This is a genomic window from Terracoccus sp. 273MFTsu3.1, assembly GCF_000383675.1.
GTDB lineage: Bacteria > Actinomycetota > Actinomycetes > Actinomycetales > Dermatophilaceae > Terrabacter.
The window spans coordinates 173,031-192,546 of record NZ_KB911826.1; the positions used below are offsets into that span (position 1 = coordinate 173,031).

The 19,516-nt window shown below is 72.1% G+C and carries 15 protein-coding genes; 11 read left to right on the forward strand and 4 right to left on the reverse strand.

All coding sequences use genetic code 11. From position 1 onward, the window contains the following. Positions 1–3: 3 nt before the first annotated feature. The 4 genes from H283_RS0119280 to topA form a co-directional block, all read right to left on the reverse strand. The gene (locus H283_RS0119280; RefSeq protein WP_020145166.1) at positions 4–471 is read right to left on the reverse strand and encodes an SCP2 sterol-binding domain-containing protein; all 468 of its coding nucleotides are present in this window, start codon (positions 469–471) and stop codon (positions 4–6) included. A gap of 54 nt (positions 472–525) precedes the next feature. Further along, the gene (locus H283_RS0119285) at positions 526–1,317 is read right to left on the reverse strand and encodes a PIG-L deacetylase family protein (RefSeq protein ID WP_020145167.1); all 792 of its coding nucleotides are present in this window, start codon (positions 1,315–1,317) and stop codon (positions 526–528) included. 12 nt (positions 1,318–1,329) lie between these two features. Beyond that, complete coding sequence (locus H283_RS0119290) at positions 1,330–1,803, reverse strand: GNAT family N-acetyltransferase (RefSeq protein WP_020145168.1); 474 nt, start codon at positions 1,801–1,803, stop codon at positions 1,330–1,332. 205 nt (positions 1,804–2,008) lie between these two features. Then, positions 2,009–4,783, reverse strand: a complete 2,775-nt coding sequence (gene topA, locus H283_RS0119295; protein WP_020145169.1) for a type I DNA topoisomerase — start codon at positions 4,781–4,783, stop codon at positions 2,009–2,011. A 292-nt stretch (positions 4,784–5,075) separates the two neighbouring features. Here topA and H283_RS0119300 point away from each other — a divergent pair, with 292 nt between their 5' ends. The 11 genes from H283_RS0119300 to H283_RS0119350 all read left to right on the forward strand — a co-directional run bounded on the left by H283_RS0119300 (position 5,076) and on the right by H283_RS0119350 (position 19,463). Beyond that, on the forward strand, positions 5,076–5,855 hold the full coding sequence (locus H283_RS0119300; protein ID WP_020145170.1) for a dioxygenase: 780 nt from the start codon (positions 5,076–5,078) through the stop codon (positions 5,853–5,855). Between the two features lie 322 nt (positions 5,856–6,177). Then, on the forward strand, positions 6,178–7,437 hold the full coding sequence (locus H283_RS0119305; RefSeq protein ID WP_043650217.1) for a toxic anion resistance protein: 1,260 nt from the start codon (positions 6,178–6,180) through the stop codon (positions 7,435–7,437). 203 nt (positions 7,438–7,640) lie between these two features. Continuing rightward, positions 7,641–8,225, forward strand: a complete 585-nt coding sequence (locus tag H283_RS25775; RefSeq protein WP_020145172.1) for a hypothetical protein — start codon at positions 7,641–7,643, stop codon at positions 8,223–8,225. Between the two features lie 65 nt (positions 8,226–8,290). Continuing rightward, on the forward strand, positions 8,291–10,003 hold the full coding sequence (locus tag H283_RS0119315; protein ID WP_043650220.1) for an AAA family ATPase: 1,713 nt from the start codon (positions 8,291–8,293) through the stop codon (positions 10,001–10,003). Beyond that, positions 10,000–11,337, forward strand: a complete 1,338-nt coding sequence (locus tag H283_RS0119320; RefSeq protein WP_020145174.1) for a hypothetical protein — start codon at positions 10,000–10,002, stop codon at positions 11,335–11,337. The genes H283_RS0119315 and H283_RS0119320 overlap by 4 nt, the downstream gene beginning before the upstream one ends. Then, positions 11,334–12,320 (forward strand): glutamate ABC transporter substrate-binding protein, encoded by a 987-nt coding sequence (locus tag H283_RS0119325; RefSeq protein WP_020145175.1) that lies wholly within the window; start codon positions 11,334–11,336, stop codon positions 12,318–12,320. The genes H283_RS0119320 and H283_RS0119325 overlap by 4 nt, the downstream gene beginning before the upstream one ends. A gap of 5 nt (positions 12,321–12,325) precedes the next feature. Further along, positions 12,326–13,555, forward strand: a complete 1,230-nt coding sequence (locus H283_RS25780; RefSeq protein ID WP_020145176.1) for a hypothetical protein — start codon at positions 12,326–12,328, stop codon at positions 13,553–13,555. Next, positions 13,552–15,960, forward strand: a complete 2,409-nt coding sequence (locus H283_RS0119335) for a serine/threonine-protein kinase (protein ID WP_020145177.1) — start codon at positions 13,552–13,554, stop codon at positions 15,958–15,960. Before H283_RS25780 ends, H283_RS0119335 begins: the two co-directional genes overlap by 4 nt. Next, complete coding sequence (locus H283_RS0119340; RefSeq protein WP_020145178.1) at positions 15,957–17,273, forward strand: protein phosphatase 2C domain-containing protein; 1,317 nt, start codon at positions 15,957–15,959, stop codon at positions 17,271–17,273. The genes H283_RS0119335 and H283_RS0119340 overlap by 4 nt, the downstream gene beginning before the upstream one ends. Then, on the forward strand, positions 17,266–18,564 hold the full coding sequence (locus H283_RS0119345) for a VWA domain-containing protein (protein ID WP_020145179.1): 1,299 nt from the start codon (positions 17,266–17,268) through the stop codon (positions 18,562–18,564). Before H283_RS0119340 ends, H283_RS0119345 begins: the two co-directional genes overlap by 8 nt. Further along, on the forward strand, positions 18,561–19,463 hold the full coding sequence (locus tag H283_RS0119350; RefSeq protein ID WP_020145180.1) for an FHA domain-containing protein: 903 nt from the start codon (positions 18,561–18,563) through the stop codon (positions 19,461–19,463). The genes H283_RS0119345 and H283_RS0119350 overlap by 4 nt, the downstream gene beginning before the upstream one ends. Positions 19,464–19,516: the final 53 nt, after the last annotated feature.

Here is a 19,516-nt window from a genome sequence, read left to right on the forward strand (position 1 = left end):
GCCTCAGGCCTTGGGGATGTCGAAGAAGTTCGCGATGTTGGCGGCGAGCCCGAGGTCGCCCTTGGCCTTGATCTTGCCGGTCATGAACATCATGACCGGGTTGCCGCTCTTGGTGATGACCTTGGTGAAGTCGACGGGCGACATGGCGAGGGACAGTGTCGAGTCGCCGTCGTGGCCGGGCACCGAGGTGCACGTGCCGTCGGCGAAGCGCACGGTCCACTCGTCGGCGCCACCGTCGGGGCGGCCGGTGATGCTCCAGTGCGTCGTCGCGGTCGTCGAGCCCGCCCGGTCGGGGCGGAAGAGCTCGGGCATGCGACGGAAGATCGCGTCGACGATCGGGCCGCGGTTGGCGCTCTCCATGACCTCCCTGACGTCCTTGTCGGACATCTCCTTGACGATGCGGATGAACTCGCCGGGCTCGACGGCGGCGAGCTCGTCGGCGGTGGCGGTCGTGAAGTCGATCTCGGGCATCGGGGGTCCCTCCGGAGGAAACGGCATTGTTACCGCGAGTAGGTTACCGGACGGTCACCCGTCGAGGAACCAACCGGCCACCATCCCGTCGGGGCGCCCGGGCTCGATGTAGTGCTCCCACGCGAAGGCCACGGCGAACATCTCGACGGGCATCTGGAGCATCCCCTGCGCGTCGGACTGGCTCGCGTGCGCCTTGAGCGCCGAGCGCTTGACCTCGAGGAACTCGCTGACGTCGCACGCCCAGTGCAGCTCGCTCTCGAGGCTGCCGAGCGGGTTGCCGTCGTCCATGGGCTGGCTGGGGTCCCACTCCCCCACGTCGAGGCCCGCCGCCATCGCGGCCTGGTGCGACCGGATCATCGCGTCGCGGTTCATCGAGCCCTCGAGGTAGCGGGGCGTACCCGCGAGCTCGGCGGCCCGCTTCGTCACGGCGTGCACCTTGACGTGGTCGGGGTGGCCGTAGCCCCCGTGCCAGTCGTAGCCGACGACGACGTCGGCCTCCTCCTCGCGCAGGACCGCCGCGAGGCGCTGCGCCGCCTCCTCCGTGTCGGCCCGGGCGAAGCTCTCCTCGTGGTCGTTCTGCGCCCACCCGGTCATGCCGGAGTCGCCGTAGCCGAGGAACTCGACGCGGTGGGTGCCGATGACCGCGTTGGAGGCGGCCGCCTCGGCCCGACGCCGCTCGACGACGGTCTCGCCGTCGGCGAGGTCGTCAGGGGCGTCGCCGTGGTCACCGTTGGTGGCGACGACGAGCACGACGCGGTGGCCCTCGCTGACGGCCCGCGCCATCGATCCGGCGGACTGCGAGGCCTCGTCGTCGGGGTGGGCGTGGACGAAGACAACGGTTGACATGGGATCAGCCTCTCACCGCGGGCCGACGTTCCCGTCACCAGAGCCACGGGGCGCGACCGGCAGCGTGTAGACGACGTAGCCCTCGAACGTCGCGACCTCGTCGTAGAGCCGCCGCGCGACGGCGTTCGACTCGTGGGTCTGCCAGTAGACGCTGCCGCAGCCGTGCTCGCGTGCCCAGTCACGCACGGCCGCGATGAGGGCGCTCGCCGCACCCCGACCACGCGTCGCCGGGTCGGTGAAGAGGTCCTCGAGGTAGCAGAGGTCTGGCTCGCTCGAGCTGGGGTGCACGAGGAAGTGGGTGATCCCGACGAGCTCGCCGTCGAGCCACGCTCCGATCCCGTGCAGCCTTGTGTCAGAGGCGATCTCGTGCCACGCCCTGTCGTATGCCGCGTGGCCGAGCTCGCGCTCGTAGAAGCGGATGTACGCGCGGAAGAGCACCTCCCACCGGTCCCGGTCGGCGGGTCCCAGACGTCGGGTCTCGATCACGACCCGACGCTAGCGCGACGACGCCGTGCGCGGCAGGACCACCACACGGCATACCGAATGGGCCACTCGAATGGGCCACTCGAACGGGCCACTCGAACGGGCCACTCGAGTGAGCGCTCGGCCACAGACGAGTGAGCGCCCCGTCCCAGACGTGTGGGACGGAGCGCTCACTCGAGTGGGACGGAGCGCTCACTCGACGGGTGGGTCAGGCCTTCTTGGCGGTGGCCTTCTTCGTCGTGCGCGTCGTCGCCTTCTTCGCGGTCTTCTTCGCCGTCTTCTTCACGGCCCGCTTGCGGGTCGTCGGGCCCTTGGCGCGCTTCTCGGCGAGCAGCTCGAAGCCCCGCTCCGGCGTGATCGCCTCCGGGTCGTCGTCCTTGCGCAGCGTCGCGTTGGTCTCGCCGTCGGTGACGTACGGACCGAAGCGGCCGTCCTTGACCACGACCGGCTTGCCGCTGACGGGGTCGGCGCCGAGCTCCTTGAGGGGCGGGGCGGCCGCGGCCCGGCCGCGCTGCTTGGGCTGGGCGTAGATGGCGAGCGCCTCGTCGAGGGTGATGTCGAAGAGCTGCTGCTCCGTCGTCAGCGACCGCGAGTCGGTGCCCTTCTTGAGGTACGGACCGTAACGACCGTTCTGCGCCGTGATCTCGACGCCCTCGGCATCGGCGCCGAGGACGCGCGGCAGCGAGAGCAGCTTGAGCGCGTCGTCGATCGTCAGGGTCGCGAGCTCCATGTCCTTGAAGAGCGAGGCCGTGCGCGGCTTGACCTTCGCGGCCTTCTTGGCCTTCGGCTTGTCGGCACCGTTCGCACCGTCGTCGTCCTCGATGACCTCGGTGACGTAGGGCCCGTAGCGGCCGGCGCGGGCGATGATCTCGCGACCGGTCTCGGGGTCCTTGCCGAGCACCTTGCCGTCGTCGGCGGCGACCTCGAGCAGCTCGCGCGCCTTCTCGGGCGTCATCTCGTCGGGGGCGATGTCGTCGGTGATCGTCGCGCGGCGCGGCGTGGCCGACACCTCGGCGCCGTCGGCGACCTCGCCCGTCGCGAGGTCGACGCCCGCGGGCACGATCTCTTCGACGTAGGGGCCGTAGCGGCCGACGCGCACGACCATGCCGTCACCGATGGGGATCGTGCTGATCTCCTTGGCGTCGATCTCGCCGAGGTCCTCGACGAGGCTGCGCAGCCCTGCGGCCGACGTGGCTTCCTCGCCGAAGTAGAAGCGCTTCAGCCACTCGACGCGACCCTCCTCGCCGTTGGCGATGCGGTCGAGGTCCTCCTCCATCGAGGCGGTGAACTCGTAGTCGACGAGGTTGCCGAAGTGCTCCTCGAGCAGGCGCGTCACGGCGAACGCGAGCCACGTCGGCACGAGCGCCTGGCCCTTGGTGAAGACGTAGCCGCGGTCCTGGATGGTGCCGATCGTCGAGGCGTACGTCGAGGGGCGGCCGATGCCGCGCTCCTCCATGGCCTTGACGAGGGTCGCCTCGGTGAAGCGGGCGGGCGGGCTCGTCTCGTGGCCGTCGGCCTCGGCGCGCACGACCTCGAGGGCCACCCCGGCCGAGAGCTTCGGAAGACGGCGCTCCTCGGCGGCGGCATCGGCGCGGGCGGCGGACTCGTCGTCCCGGCCCTCCTCGTAGGCCGCGAGGAAGCCCTTGAAGGTGATGACGGTGCCGCTCGCGCTGAACTCGACGGACTGCGCACCCTCGAGCGCCGTGTCGACGGCGAGCTTGACGGTGGCGGTCGAGCCGCGGGCGTCGGCCATCTGCGAGGCCACGGTGCGCTTCCAGATCAGCTCGTAGAGCGCGAACTCCTCACCGCGCAGGGAGCCGGCGACCTGGGCCGGCGAGCGGAAGCGGTCACCGGCGGGGCGGATGGCCTCGTGGGCCTCCTGCGCGTTCTTGACCTTCTTCTCGTAGCGGCGCGGGCTGTCGGGGACGTACTCGGCGCCGTACATGTCGCGGGCCTGGCTGCGCGCGGCGGTCATCGCGGCGTCCGACAGCGTCGTGCTGTCGGTACGCATGTAGGTGATGTAGCCGTTCTCGTAGAGCCGCTGCGCCACGCGCATCGCGTTCTTGGACGACATCCGCAGCTTGCGCGAGGCCTCCTGCTGGAGCGTCGAGGTCGTGAACGGCGCCGACGGGCGGCGGGTGTAGGGCTTCTCCTGGACGTCGGTGACCCGCGCCGTCAGCGGCAGGCACGCCTCGGCGATCCGCGTCGCGAGCGCCTCGTCGAGGTGGACGACACCCTTGCCGGTGAGGCGACCGTCGTCGGCGAAGTCGCGACCGGAGGCCACGCGCACACCGTCGACGGACGAGAGCCGCGCCGTGAACTGCTGGCTGGCGGAGTCGGGCGTGAAGTCGCCCTCGACGTCCCAGTAGGAGGAGCGGACGAACGCCATGCGCTCGCGCTCGCGCTCGACGACCATGCGGGTCGCGACGGACTGGACGCGGCCGGCCGACAGCCCCTGGCGGACCTTGCGCCACAGGACCGGGCTGACCTCGTAGCCGTAGAGGCGGTCGAGGATGCGGCGGGTCTCCTGGGCGTCGACCATCGCGGTGTCGATCTCGCGGGTGTCGTTGACGGCCCGCTGGATCGCCTCGCGGGTGATCTCGTGGAACACCATGCGCTTGACCGGGACCCGCGGCTTGAGCGCCTCGAGCAGGTGCCACGCGATGGCCTCGCCCTCGCGGTCCTCATCGGTGGCGAGGTAGAGCTCGCTGGCGTCCTTGAGGAGCCGCTTGAGCTCGGCGACCTTCTTCTTCTTGTCCGGGTCGACGACGTAGTACGGCTCGAAGCCGTTGTCGACGTCGACGGCGAACTTGCCGAACGGGCCCTTCTTCATGTCGGCCGGCAGCTCGGACGGGTTGGGCAGGTCACGGATGTGACCGACGGACGCCTCGACCTCGAAGTCGCCTCCGAGGTAGCCGGCGATGGTCTTCGCCTTGGCGGGCGACTCGACGATGACGAGCTTGCGGCCCTTGCCTGCGGCCATGGTGCACCTTCAACTTCCCGCATCTCACGTGCAGCGGATTCGTCGCTGCCCCGACGTGGACGCGGACCGACCGTAACAGCCCGCGCCGAGTGCGGTCTCACGACATCCACCGGACAGGGCGTATGCCGCCCGCCGCGGGCCGAGTCCCCGGCTCGCTCGCGTGAGTGGCGGGGTCACCTGCCGCGGGTGCGTCGAAAAGGCGCCCCACGGCATACGCCCTCGGGGAATGATGGCGAGTCAGCGCTCGTTCCCCATGGTAGTTTAGACTTCAACAACTTCGGAAGGAACCGCCATGTCCGCCCCCGTCCTCTACCTGAGCCACGGCGCCCCGCCGCTCGCCGACGACGAGCGCTGGACGGCCGAGCTCGCCGGATGGTCCGCGGACCTGCCGAAGCCCACGAACGTCCTCATGGTGTCCGCGCACTGGGAGGACGCGCCGACGACCCTCGGCTCGACGACCGGCGCACCGCTGACCTACGACTTCTGGGGCTTCCCGCAGAGGTACTACGAGGTGACCTACGACGCCCCCGCCGCCCCCGGGCTCGCCGACGACGTGACGCGGCTGCTGACGTGGCCGGGTCACCAGGTGCACCGCGACGAGGCGCGCGGCCTCGACCACGGCGCGTACGTCCCGCTCAAGGAGATGTTCCCCGACGCCGACGTGCCGGTGCTGCAGATGTCGATGCCGACGCTCGACCCGCGAGGGCTCTTCGAGATCGGCCGCCGCCTCGCACCGCTGCGCGACCAGGGCACGATGATCGTCGGCTCGGGCTTCACGACCCACAACCTGCGCTGGTTCAACCCGCACGCCGGCGCCGACGGCCTGCCCCCGCGCGCCAGCGCCGAGTTCGACCACTGGGCCCAGGAGGCCATGAAGGCCCAGGACGTCGACAGCCTGCTCGACTTCCTCGACAAGGCCCCGGCCGCCCACGAGGCCCACCCCCGGACGGAGCACTTCGCCCCGCTCTTCGTGACCCTCGGCGCCGCCTACGAGTCCGGCGGTCTCGACAACAAGAGCGTCATCGACGGGTTCTGGTTCGGGCTGAGCAAGCGCTCCTGGCAGTTCGACTGAGCCGCCCGATGCCCCGGCCCTAGGGCTGGGAACCGGCGGGTAACCCCATCCGTTCTCCGAGTGTGGGTGCCCCACGCACGCGGCCGCGGCTCGTAACCTCCCCTGACTCCGAGCCGCGGCCGCTCCCTCCCCGGAGGGGGCCGTCCGGGGAGGGGAACCCACGCGTTCGCCCACCCGTCGCAGGCGCACGGCACGTAGAGTGGCCGTACGCCCGACGAGCGCGCCGCAGGCGTGATTCGTGCGCCGTCCGCGGTGCCGACGGGCGAGGGACTTCGGTCGCGTCGCCGACGTGGCCGGCACGCGAGGGAAGGACCCGCTCCACATGACTGACCAGCCCGCCGCCCAGGCAGCCGCGCCCGCCCAGGTCGCTCCCCTCGAGCCGCCGCCCGGCGACGCGTTCATCCTCACCGCTCCCGCGCCGACGGCCGCCGTCGCCGAGACCGCCGCCCCGAAGATGGCACCGGCCGTCCCCGAGGCGGCGCTGCCCGGCCTCGACGCCAAGGTCGACACCTACCTCGACTCCCTGACGAAGGCGGCGGCGCGTTCGCCCGAGTGGGAGACCAAGGCCGCCGACGTGCGCAGCATGGGCAACGACGAGGTCAGGTTCGCCGCCGAGTCGTCCAACCGGATGCTCCAGATGCCGGTCAAGGCGCTCAACGAGGGCGGCCTCTCGGGCAACTCGAAGGTCGGCAAGACCCTGCTCGACCTGCGGCGCACCGTCGAGGACCTCGACCCGGGGCAGGCCACGGGCGCCAAGAAGTTCCTCGGCATGATCCCCTTCGGCGACAAGGTCACCGACTACTTCCGCAAGTACCAGTCGGCCCAGAGCCACCTCAACGGCATCCTCCACTCGCTCCAGTCGGGGCAGGACGAGCTCGTCAAGGACAACGTCGCCCTCAACCTCGAGAAGAAGAACCTCTGGGAGTCGATGGGCCGGCTCAACCAGTACGTCTACGTCGCCGAGCGGCTCGACGCCAAGCTCGCCGCCCAGGTCGCGACCCTCGAGGCGACCGACCCCGAGCGGGCCAAGGCGCTGCGCGAGGACGTCCTCTTCTACGTGCGCCAGAAGCACCAGGACCTGCTGACCCAGCTCGCGGTCTCGATCCAGAACTACCTCGCGATCGACATCATCATCAAGAACAACATCGAGCTCATCAAGGGCGTCGACCGCGCGACCACGACGACCGTCTCGGCCCTGCGCACCGCCGTCATCGTGGCCCAGGCGCTCAACAACCAGCAGCTCGTCCTCGACCAGATCACGGCCCTCAACGCGACGACCTCGGGCATCATCGAGCGCACGTCGGAGGCGCTCAAGCAGAACTCCGCCCGGATCCAGGAGCAGTCGGCGAGCGCGACGCTGTCGATCGAGTCTCTGCAGAAGGCCTTCGCCAACATCTACGAGACGATGGACACCATCGACCAGTTCAAGGTGCGGGCCCTCGACAACATGGCCGCGACGATCGGCACGCTCGAGACCGAGGTCGCCAAGTCGCGCAGCTACCTCGACCGCGTGTCCAAGCAGGACGCCCGCCGCGCCGAGAACGCCGCTCCCGGGCTGCTCGACCTCGGCTCCGGCCGATGAGGGTGGCTGGGCATGGGAGCCCGACCGGGAGCCGGTGACGGGCCCGCGGCGCGGGTGAGGTGAGGCGGGATCGCCGTGGCGCGACCCGTGGAGCAGGATGTGCGTGGCCGGCCGACGGTCGGCGCGCGTGACACACCAGAGGGGACAACGCAGTGGGAATCCGGTCGTGGTTCGGGTTGGACAGGCCCGAGGCACCCGAGCCCGTGCGCTCGGGGCCACCGACCACCGAGCAGCTCCTCGGGGCGCTCGACGCCATCGAGGCCCAGGCCCGCGAGGGCAAGGTGCCCGGCGTCGTGCTCTCGCGCCTGCTGCGTGTCACCCGGATCGTGCGCCAGACCCTGCCGCGCCTGTCCAACCTCGGCCTCGGCAGCAGCCAGGGCTTCAGCGTGATGGCCACCGCCACCGACTACCTGCCGGTCGCCATCGGCAACTACCTGCGCCTGCCGCGCGACTGGGCCGACACGCGTCCCATCGCGGCGGGCAAGAGCTCCGTCATGCTCCTCGTCGACCAGCTCGACCTGCTCGGCACGACGATGGACAAGGTCTACGACGCCGTATGCCGTGCCGACGCCGAGGCGATCATCGTGCACGGGGCGTTCCTCGAGCAGAAGTTCGGCCAGGCGTCGGAAGGCGGCGTGCTCGGGCTCGGTCCGGACCCCGTGCAGGTCGCGCCACCGCCCGGCTCGGGGTCGGGCTCGTCGGGAGCCGCGGGCTCGTCGGGAACCGCGGACCCGCCCGGCGCCGTCAGCACGTCACCGTCCCCCCACCCGCTGGCCCCGCCGGAGTGATGCATGAACGCCGACCGTGAACGCCGACCCTCAGTGCCGACCTGGGTGCTGACTGGGTGCGGATCATGACCACCGACGAGTCACGCCTCGCCGAGAGCCTGGAGCAGCTGAGCGACGTCGCCGCGGAGGCCGGCCTCGACCCGGCCGCCGCCCGTGACGAGGGGCTGCGTGTCGCGGCCGCGCTGGCCGAGTCCGTGCCCGGTGCGGCCCCCGCCTGGGCCGAGGTCGCGCACCCCGGTCTCACCGACGTCGCCCGGATCAACGAGGCGTTCTTCGACGCCGCCTCGTCGGGGCGTCGCTGGCGCGGCGCCCCGACCGACCTCCTCGACGCCCTCGTCGCCTCCCGACACACCCTCGCCGCCGAGTACGCCGAGGCGTTGACCGAGGTGGCCTCGTCCGCCGTCATGCTCGGCACGGCGCCCATCTGGGTCATCGCCAACGCGTCCGCCGCCTCCGGCGCCTACCTCGCCGCAGCACGCCTCCCCTCGGCCGGCCTGCCCGGCCTGCCCGGAGGCCCTCTCGGCGGCTCACCGGGGATGGGCTCCGGCTCCCCCGACACGATGCGACCGAACGTCCCCGGTCCGATCGACCCCCGCCTCCTCGAGCTGGTCCGCCCCGGCAGCCCTGCGCCTCAGGGCGACCCGGCGGGAGTACCCGCACCCGGTGCGACGGCCACGTCCGCCCCCACGGACCCTCCGACCGAGCCGGAGAAGCCCGCCGAGCCCGAGAAGTCGGTCGAGGAGCTCCTCGCCGAGCTCGACACGATGATCGGCCTCGAGCGGGTCAAGAAGGAGATCCACCGCCAGGTGGCCCTGCTCTCCGTCGAGAAGATGCGCACGCACGCCGGCCTCAAGGCGCCGAAGATGAGCCGACACCTCATCTTCGTCGGCAACCCCGGCACTGGGAAGACGACCGTCGCGCGACTCGTCGGTGGCATCTACAAGGCGCTCGGGCTGCTCCCCACCGGCCAGCTCGTCGAGGTCGACCGCAGTGAGCTCGTCGCCGGCTACGTCGGGCAGACCGCGATGAAGACCGCAGAGGTCTGCGCCAAGGCCACCGGCGGAGTGCTCTTCATCGACGAGGCCTACGCCCTGACCGGCGACCAGTACGCCGAAGAGGCGGTCAACACCCTCGTCAAGGAGATGGAGGACCATCGCGAGGACCTCGTCGTCATCGTCGCCGGCTACCCCGACCCGATGGTCCGCTTCATCGCCCAGAACCCGGGCCTGGCCAGCCGGTTCACGACGACCATCGAGTTCGACGACTACTCCGACGACGAGCTGCTCGCCATCCTCGACTCCATCGCGGGTGGCAGCGACTACGAGCTGACCACCGAGGCCCGCACCCGCGTGCGCCACATCCTGCAGGCCACGCCGCGCACCTCCGCCTTCGGCAACGGCCGCTTCTCTCGCAACCTCTTCGAGCAGGCGGTCGGGCGGCACGCCTGGCGGCTCAAGGACGCGACGGAGCCGACCCGCGACGACCTGCGTCTACTCACTGCAGACGACGTCACCGACCAGCCCGACGCACCCGACGACCAACTCACTGACGAACTCACCGACGAATCCGACGACAAGCCCACCGACGAGCCCGCCGGCGCACCGGCCGAGCCGACGAGCCAGGCACCGGGTGGACCGGAGGCGACGCCCGAGGATCCGGCGGCCGTCAGGGCAGACCCTGATGGTCCGGCGGGCACCGATGAGGCAGTCTCGAACGAGCACGACGAGCACGACAAGCAGGACGACACGAGCGCGACCGAGCACGAGGACACCGCATGAGCGCACCGACGACGAACATCCCCGTCGCCATCCCGGCGGGTGCGTCGTCCGGCGCGCCCGCGGGCCAGCAGCCGCGCACCATCGCCGGCAGCCTGTCCGGCGGCATCCCCGGCGCCCGGGGCGTGGCCAGCCGGCTGCTGCACGGCACTCCCGGCCGGATGCGCCTCTTCGGCCTCCTCGGTGTCCTCGCGGCGCTCCTGCTCGGCGCGATCAGCGTCAACGCGCTGCTCGCGTCGCAGTCGGCGGTCGAGCGCGCCGCTAACAACAGCGCCCAGGTGGTCCGCGCCCAGTCGATCCACGTCGACCTGCTGCGTGCCGACGCGGTCGCCACCAACGCCTTCCTCGTCGGCGGTCTCGAGTCGCCCGAGTCACGCGCCAAGTACGAAGGCGCGATGGGACGCGTCGCCGCAGGCATCGCCGAGGCGGCCGCCGCCCAGCCCGCCGACGGCCGCGCCCTCGGAGTGCTGTCCCAGCGCGTGCAGACCTATGCCGCCCTCGTCGAGCAGGCCCGCTCCAACAACCGACTCGGCCTGCCCGTCGGCGCGCAGTACCTCACCCAGGCGAGCACCGGGCTCCGAGCCGACGCGATCCCCATCATCGAGCAGGTGGTCGCGGCCAACGAGGAGCGGGCGACGATGGAGTTCGAGCGCAGCAACTCGAGCGTCCAGCTCCTCGTCGGCGTCGTCTCGCTCATCGGTCTCGTGGCCCTCGCCGTGTGGCTCGCCAAGCGCACGCACCGCTACCTCAACCCGTCGCTCACCAGCGCGATCGCGCTGCTGCTCGTGGCCCTCTTCGTCACCGCCACCGTCATCACCGGCATCAGCACGGCGACCCGTGACGTGTCCGCCGGCGACTACGAGCGGGCCGTGGCCCTGGCGAACGTGACGACGGCAGCCAACGACGCCCGCGCCAACGAGAGCCTGACCCTCATCAAGCGCGGGTCCGGCGCGGCGAACGAGGCCGCGTGGAAGACCAACCGCACGGCCGTCGACGCCGGCCTCGCGAAGACCGACGAGTCCGCCGAGCTGACGCGGTCATGGCAAGCCTACGTGGACGCCCACGTCAAGGTGCGGTCCCTCGACAACGGGGGCCGGTGGGACGACGCGGTCGAGCTCGCGACGAGCACGGCCGCCGGCGGCGCTGCCAACACCTTCGACACCTTCGACGTCGCCGTGACGCAGGCGCGCGACAGCGCCAGCAAGGCCACGGTCACGACGCTTGAGGGCCTCGGCGGCAGCGCGCCGCTCGTCGCCGTCGTCGTCGCCCTCGTGGCCCTCGTCGCGTCGTGGCTCATCGTCCGAGGAGTCGGCCAGCGGACCGAGGAGTACCGATGAGCACGCTCACGACGACGCTGCGGCGTCGCCTCTCCACCCTCGTCGCCGTGGCCGGGCTGGGCGCCCTCGCCGGCTGCTCCGGCGTCACGTACGCCGAGACCCAGCTGCCGACGACCCCGGCACCGAAGCCGTCGAGCAGCGCGCCCGCCGTGCCCGCGCCGACGTGCACCAACGCGACTCAGTCCTACGACCCGCTGCCGAGCCTTCCCAGCCGGGGCGACATCACTGACAGCACAATGCGCAAGATCCTCGACAAGGGCTTCATCACCGTCGGGGTCTCGGCCGACACCTACCTCTTCGGGGCCCGCAACGCCTTCACCGGCGGCATCGAGGGCTTCGACATCGACATGGCACGCGCCGTCGCCAAGGCCATCTTCGGCGACCCGAGCAAGGTCCAGCTGCGCGTCATCACGGCCTCCGACCGCATCCCACTGCTCAAGGACCGCGAGATCGACATGGTCGCCCGCAACATGTCGATGACGTGCGGGCGCTGGAACGACATCGGCTTCTCGGCCGAGTACTACCGCTCCGGCCAGAAGGTCCTCGTCAGCAAGGCCCTGCCCGGCGCCAAGGACCTCAGCCTCGCCGACCTCAAGGGCAAGCGGGTGTGCGCCCCGACCGCCACGACCTCACTGACCAAGCTCCAGCAGGTGCCGGGGCCGGTCGTCGTGACGGCGGGCACCCACACGGGGTGCCTCGTGCTGCTCCAGCAGGGCAAGGCCGACGCCATCACCGGTGACGACACGGTGCTCGCGGGTCTCGCCGCGCAGGACCCCAACACCGTCGTCACGAGCGCCAAGGCCATCACCGTCGAGCCCTACGGCCTGGGCGTCAACAAGGCCGACGTCTACCTCGCCCGCTACGTCAACAGGGTCATCGCCGATCTCGAGGCCGACGGCGAGTGGAAGACGATCTACAACCGCTGGCTCGCCGAGCCGCTCGGCCCCGCGCCCGCACCCCCGACGCCGGTCTACGGACGATGAGCGCAATGCCGCAGAGCCACCCCGACCCGGGCACCGTCGCACCGACGGCACCCGGGCGGCTCGGCGTGCCCGTGCAGGCCGGCGAGGCCCAGACCTACCTCAACGCGTTGCGCGAGTGGGTCGCCCAGCGCCGCGCCGACCTCGGCGAGGTCGACCGTGCGGTCCTCAAGCTCTCGCAGGCCGAGCAGGTCGCGATCACCACCGACCTCACCGTGGCGCTCACCTTCTGGAAGGCCGTCAGCGACCGCCTGACCCTCCTCGAGACGACCTTCGACGGCGGCCGCGTCGGTCCCGTCGAGGCCGAGCGCCTCTCGACCCTCATCCACGGACGGCTTGACTCCAACACGACCGAGCACCTCGCGCTGCCGTCGAGCGGCTCGCTCGCGGTGAGCCTCCCGGAGGCGTGCCGGCTGCTCGACTCGTTGACCCGCACCCTCCAGGCGCGGGCCTCCCTCGCCCCCGGGGCGGCGGAGGCGACGCAGCGGATCACCATGGTGCGGGCCGGGATCGAGCGCACCCGCGACCAGATCCCGCTGGTCCCGGCCGGCACGCAGCGTGACGACGCCACCGAGAAGCTCGCGCGGCTCGACCGCCGGATGGACGACCTCGTGGAACGCGCCCGTCGTGGCGCCGACGTCGGCGGGATCATCGGCCCCCTCGAGATCGACGTGGCCGTGCTCGAGCGCGACCTCATCGTCGCCGCCGCCGAGCGCGCCTCCGCCGCGCGCAGCCGGGTGCGCACCCAGCAGCAGGTCGAGGAGCTCGACGCGCGCGCCGCCGCCATCCGGGCCCTCGAACGCGCCTGCCTCGAGGCGATCACGCCGGCACCCCACCTCGCGATCCCCAACGTCCGAGCGCTGGGACCCGTGCCGCAGGCGGCAGCCGAGCTCACGGCATACCGCGACAAGCTCGAGCGGGTCTCCCGGGCGCTCGACCTCGCCCACGAGACGTATGCCGCCGGGCTGGCCGAGCGGGACGAGGTCGTCGGGCTCGTGGGTGCCGTCGGCGCCATGGCCGCCGCCGCGACGCTGACTCCCGAGGCGGGAGCCGACGTGGCCGAGCTGCGCCGCCGCCTCGACGAGACGCTCGCCGCCCGCCCGCTGCCGATCTCCCGTGCCCGCGCCCTCGCCGCGGCCTTCTCGGCCTACGTCGACGCGGCCACCCGCCCGCAGCCCCGTGCCGCTCGAGCCACTCCCCGTCCCAACGCACCCCGACCCCAGAGGCCCCGCCCATGAACTGCACGCAGCCGGGCTGCACCGGAACGATCGTCGACGGCTACTGCGACGTGTGCGGCATGGCCGCCGGCTCCACCCCCGCCACCGCCGTCAGGGCACCGGCCCCGGCCGCGGCCGCCGTCCCCGGTCCGTCCATCCCTGAAGGTGGCGCCTGCCAGCAGCCCGGATGCACGGGCACGATCGATGCTGGCTACTGCAACGTCTGTGGCACGCCGGCCGACCAGCTCGGTGTCGCCGGGTATGCCGCCCCCTCCGCGCCGTCCGTCGCTGCCACCACGGGCGCCGCCGCGGCCACAGGGGCCACCGGAGGTGTCGGCCCCGAGATCTCCACGCGCTCGGCCGCCTCGAGCAACCTCGCGTCGGCAGCATTGGGCTCCAAGCGTGCCCGCGAGGCCGGGTCCATCGCCACGCGTCGCACGGGGGGCTCGCAGCGCCTGCGCTCGGCCCGCCTCGGTGGCGGCATCACCTCGGTGCGCCCGGCACCCGAGATCGACGCCGAGAAGGCCCTGCTCACCAACCCGTCCGTGCCCGAGAACAAGCGCTTCTGCCCGAAGTGCGGCGAGCCGGTCGGTCGCGGCCGCGACGGCAAGCCGGGTCGGACGACCGGCTTCTGCGCCAACTGCCGCCACCCGTTCTCCTTCGACCCCAAGCTCAAGGCGGGCGACCTCGTCGCGGGCCAGTACGAGGTCGCCGGCTGCCTCGCCCACGGCGGCCTCGGCTGGATCTACCTGGCACGCGACAAGAACGTCTCGGACCGGTGGGTCGTGCTCAAGGGCCTGCTCAACTCGGCCGACCCCGACGCCCTCGCGGCGGCCATCGCCGAACAGCGCTTCCTCGCGCAGGTGTCGCACCCGAGCATCGTCGAGATCTACAACTTCGTCACGCACGACGACGCCGGCTACATCGTCATGGAGTACGTCGGCGGCACCTCGCTCAAGTCGATCCTCAAGCAGCGCCTCCAGGCCGCCGGGAAGTACGACCCGCTGCCCGTCGACCAGGCCCTCGCCTACATCCTCGAGATCCTGCCGTCGTTCCAGTACCTGCACGACCTCGGGCTCGTCTACTGCGACTTCAAGCCCGACAACATCATCCAGGTCGGCGACGAGGTCAAGCTCATCGACCTCGGTGGCGTGCGCCGCGCCGACGACGACGACTCGGCGATCTTCGGCACCGTCGGCTACCAGGCCCCCGAGGTGGCCGAGCTCGGCGTCTCCGCCGCCTCTGACATCTACACCATCGGGCGCACCCTCGTCGTGCTGACGATGGAGTTCCGTGGCTACCAGACGACCTTCCTCAACACCCTCCCGGCCCAGGACACCGTGCCGGTCTTCCAGCGCTACGACTCGTTCTACCGGCTCGTCGCGAAGGCGTGCGCGCCCAACCGGGACGACCGATTCGTCTCGGCCGACGAGCTGCGCTCCCAGATGGTCGGCGTGCTCCGTGAGGTCGTCGCCCTCGACCGGGGGTCCGGGGCCGCGACGACCACGGTCAGCTCGCTGCTCTTCGACGTGCCGACGCCGGGCGTCGAGCCCGACGACTGGCGCAACCTGCCGGCCATGCGCCGCGACCCGCACGACCCGCAGACCGGCTGGCTGACGACGGTCTCCGGCTCACCGGAGGAGCGCCTCGCGACGCTCAAGCGGGCCGCCGTGCGCACGACGGAGGTGCTCCTCGAGCAGGCCCGCACCGCGCTCGACGCCGGCCAGCCCGACGTCGCCGAGTCGACGGCGGGCGAGCTGCTGAGCGCCGACCCGTGGGAGTGGCGGGCCGTGTGGATCCAGGGCCTGGCCGCGCTCGAGCGGGGCGACTCACGAGCCGCACAGGCCGCGTTCAACGCCGTCTACGGCCAGGTGCCCGGGGAGCTCGCGCCCAAGCTCGCGCTCGCGCAGGCGTCGGAGCAAGCGGGTGACGACGCCGTCGCCGAGAACCTCTACGTCGCGTGCGCGCGCACCGACGCCACCTACGTCCCCATGTCGGCCTTCGGCCTCGCCCGCATCCGGGCCGCGCGCTCCGACGTCGAGGGGGCCGTGGCGGCATACCGGCTCGTCCCGGTCCAGTCGAGCGCCTACCGCACGGCGCGCGCGGGCCTCGCTGAGCTGTTGACGAAGGCGAACCGGGGACTGCCCGACCTCGCCGAGGCGCTGCGCACGCTCGACGACACGTCCCTGTCGGCGCGGCGCCGGGCCGAGCTCACGACGCTGATCTACCGTGAGGCGCTCGTCACCGTGGAGAAGAGCGGCAACAAGGCCGACGTCCGCCTCGGCGAGCACAAGGGCACCCCCAACGGCCTGCGTCTCGGGCTCGAGGAGGCCCTGCGCGAGCTGGCCAAGCGCACCCCCGACCTGTCCGAGCGCGTCCCCCTCGTCGACGAGGCAAACGCCATCCGACCCTGGAGCCTCTGGTGACCGACATCCCGACCACGGGAGCAGCTGGGCCCGCTCCGCTGCCTGCGGCCTCGTCCGCTGCCTCGGCCGCCGCCTCGTCGGCGACCTCGTCCGCCGCCACCGCCTCGCGGGACTGTCCCGTCTGCGGCACGGCCAACCAGGCCGACTCGACCTTCTGCGAGGCGTGCGGCGCCGACCTCGTCGTCGCGGCCCGCGCCTCGAACGGGGCCCAGCCGCCGGTCGACGTCTCGGACGGCACCGTGCTCGCCTCGGCGACACCGCAGACCGCGCCCGCCGGCGAGGAGTCCCCGCTCGACGTCGGCTGGACCGGGGCCGTCCCGTCGGCGGCCGTGGTCCCCGTGGCGGACGACCTGACCTGCCACGCCTGCGGCGAGGGGCACATCGTCGACGGCTACTGCGACCACTGCGGCACGCCACCGCCCAACCCGCGCGACCACCTCGTCGAGTCCCCGACCGCCTGGGTCGGCGGCGTCTGCGACATCGGCAGGCGCCACGCCCGCAACGAGGACGCCATGTCGCTCAGCGCCGGCGAGCCGGCGGGGTCGCGCGCGGTCCTCGTCGTCTGCGACGGCGTCTCGATGGCCACCGACTCGCACATCGCCTCGCTCGCGGCCGCGACGGCGGCCCGGGCGGTCCTCGACCAACCCTTCCCCAAGGGCGTCGGCACCCCGGACGCGTGGGCGGCCGGCGCCGGGCGCGCCCTGACGAGCGCCGTGACCCGCGCCAACGAAGCCGTCGCGGCCTCCGTCGTCGAGGACGTCCCCAACCCGCCGTCGTGCACCTTTGCGGCTGCGGTGGTCGAGGACGACGTCATCGTCGCGGGCAACGTCGGAGACAGTCGCGTCTACTGGCTGCCCGACGACACCGCGGAGCCCGCGCGCCAGCTCGGCCGCGACGACTCCTTCGCCCAGGAGCAGATGGCGGCGGGCGTCCCGAGGCTCGCGGCCGAGACCGGACCGCACGCGCACTCGATCACGCGCTGGCTCGGCAAGGACGCCCCCGACGACCTCACGCCCCACCTGACGACGCTGACGGCGACGCCCGGCTGGCTCATGGTCTGCTCCGACGGGCTGTGGAACTACTGCTCCGAGGCCGAGGCGCTGCGCACCCTGCTGACCGACGCCGCAGCACGACTCGACGACGCCACGCCCACGACGGTGGCCCAGGCCCTCGTCGACTTCGCCAACGAGCAGGGTGGACGAGACAACATCACGGTTGCCCTCGCCAGACTGGCTGGGCGAGGATCGAGCACGACGACGACCGAGGCGACCGCAGCGGCGGCGCCGGTGGAAGGGGACCCGACCGATGGCTGACTTCACGGCAGAGGTGTTCCAGAACGAGTTCCTGCCCGACGGGGGCACCGACGTGCACGCGATCGTCCGCGTCACCTCGACCGGTGCCTCGGCAGGTGCGTCGGCCGGCGCCTCGGCCGGGCTCGCCGACCCGGGCTCGGCGGCGGAGGTCATCCTCATCGACACCTCCGGCTCGATGGGCCGCCGCGGCGTCCAGGCCGCCGGCGAGGCCGCGAAGGCAGCCCTCGCCGAGATCGTCGACGGCACGCTCTTCTCGATCGTGTCCGGCAACGGCACGGCGCAGATCGTCTACCCCTACAGCCACCAGGGCGCGCTCGTGCCGATGTCGGCGCACACCCGCGGCGAGGCCAACCGGGCCATCGAGGGCCTGCGCGCCAACGGCGGCACGGCGATGGGCACGTGGCTCACCCTCGCCCGGCAGATCTTCGAGACCGTGCCGCACGTGACCAAGCGCCACGCGATCCTGCTCACCGACGGCGTCAACGAGGGCGAGACGCCCCAGTCGCTGCAGGCCGCGGTCCGCAGCTGCGTCGGCGCCTTCCAGTGCGACTGCCGCGGCGTCGGCGACCAGTGGCGCGTCGACGAGGTGCGTGGCATCGCCTCGGCGCTGCTCGGCACCGTCGACCTCATCCCGGCGCCCGAGGAGATGGCCGCGGAGTTCGAGGCCATGATGCGTGCCTCGATGTCTCGCGGCGTCGCCAACTCCGAGCTGCGCGTGTGGGTGCCGCAGGGTGCCGAGCTGCTCTTCGTCAAGCAGGTGTCACCGACGCTCGAGGACCTCACGTCGCGACGCACGGTCGTCAACCCGCTCACCGGCGCCTACCCGACCGGGGCGTGGTCCGACGAGAGCCGCGACTACCACGTGGCCGTCCGCCTCCCGGCCCGCACGCTCGGCCAGGAGCAGCTCGCGGCGCGGGTGCAGTTCTCGCTCGGTGGCGACCCTGTCGCCCAGGCCCTCGTCAAGGCCAAGTGGAGCAACGACGACTCGCTCACGACCCGCATCGACCCTGCGGTCGCCGCCTACACGGGACAGGCCGAGCTCGCCACCGTCATCCAGGAGGGACTCGCGGCCAAGGCCGCCGGTCAGGACGACGTCGCGACCTCGAAGCTCGGTCGGGCCGTCCAGCTCGCCGACCAGACCGGCAACGAGGAGATGACCTCGCGCCTGCGCAAGGTCGTCGAGATCGACGACGCCGACACCGGGACCGTCCGGCTCAAGAAGGGGGCCTCGAAGATCGACGAGATGTCGCTCGACACGGCGTCGACGAAGACGAGCCGGGTGCGCCGGTGAGCGCTGTCTGCCCCAACGGGCACACGTCCGAGGCCGAGGACTACTGCGACACCTGCGGCTCACCCATCGACGCCAGCGCCCAGCCGGCCGCCGGCGGCGGTGTCGGAGCGAGCGCCGACCCGACGGGCGGCCCGGCCCAGGCGGCGAACGGCGCGGGGACGTCCGGCTCCTCGCTCGACCTCGACCCTCCGGCCGCGGCAGCCCCCGCGACCCCGGCTCCCGCTGACCCGGCTGCACCGGCGGGCCTCGTGTGCCCCAACTGCCAGACGGAGAACCCCGACGGCGCACTCTTCTGCGAGGCCTGCGGCTACGACTTCACGACCGGCGCGATGCCGCGTGACCCGTCGGCGGGTCCGGACGACCTCGAGGACACCGCGCCCGACGGTGAGGCCGTCGACCCCGCGGCAGCCGGCTCTGCCGGCGCCCCCGCTGTCACCGGGGCCGGGGCCGGCGCCGGCGCCGGCGAGGAGCAGGCGTCCACGTCCTTCGAGTGGCTGGCCGAGGTCTGGGTCGACCCGGACTGGTACCAGACCCAGGAGGCCGAGGACCCCTGTCCCTCGCCCGGCCTGCCGACGATCATGCCGCTGCGCCACCGCAGCGTCCTGCTCGGTCGCGTGTCCACGAGCAAGAACACCAACCCCGAGATCGACCTGTCGTCCGACCCGGGCGTCAGCCGTCGACACGCCCAGCTGACGACCGACGGCTCGCGCTGGTTCGTCGAGGACCTCGGCAGCTCCAACGGCACCTTCGTCGGCCCCGCGTCGGGACCACTCCCCCTGCGCTCCATCGCGGTCGGCCCGAAGACCGAGCTCGGCGACGACGACCGGCTCTACGTCGGCGCGTGGACCCGCGTCGTCGTGCGTCGTGCCACGCCCGACGAGGTCGAGGCGTACGCCTGACCCCTGCCCGCTACTTGAACGTCACATGAACTCTGACGACTTTTCGCCCGGCG

Coding starts and splice junctions, on each gene's coding strand:
- H283_RS0119280 (WP_020145166.1), bottom strand. CDS start 471: ATGCCCGAGATCGACTTCACGACCGCCACCGCCGACGAGCTCGCCGCC.
- H283_RS0119285 (WP_020145167.1), bottom strand. CDS start 1,317: ATGTCAACCGTTGTCTTCGTCCACGCCCACCCCGACGACGAGGCCTCG.
- topA (WP_020145169.1), bottom strand. CDS start 4,783: ATGGCCGCAGGCAAGGGCCGCAAGCTCGTCATCGTCGAGTCGCCCGCC.
- H283_RS0119300 (WP_020145170.1), top strand. CDS start 5,076: ATGTCCGCCCCCGTCCTCTACCTGAGCCACGGCGCCCCGCCGCTCGCC.
- H283_RS0119305 (WP_043650217.1), top strand. CDS start 6,178: ATGACTGACCAGCCCGCCGCCCAGGCAGCCGCGCCCGCCCAGGTCGCT.
- H283_RS0119315 (WP_043650220.1), top strand. CDS start 8,291: ATGACCACCGACGAGTCACGCCTCGCCGAGAGCCTGGAGCAGCTGAGC.
- H283_RS0119320 (WP_020145174.1), top strand. CDS start 10,000: ATGAGCGCACCGACGACGAACATCCCCGTCGCCATCCCGGCGGGTGCG.
- H283_RS0119325 (WP_020145175.1), top strand. CDS start 11,334: ATGAGCACGCTCACGACGACGCTGCGGCGTCGCCTCTCCACCCTCGTC.
- H283_RS25780 (WP_020145176.1), top strand. CDS start 12,326: ATGCCGCAGAGCCACCCCGACCCGGGCACCGTCGCACCGACGGCACCC.
- H283_RS0119335 (WP_020145177.1), top strand. CDS start 13,552: ATGAACTGCACGCAGCCGGGCTGCACCGGAACGATCGTCGACGGCTAC.
- H283_RS0119345 (WP_020145179.1), top strand. CDS start 17,266: ATGGCTGACTTCACGGCAGAGGTGTTCCAGAACGAGTTCCTGCCCGAC.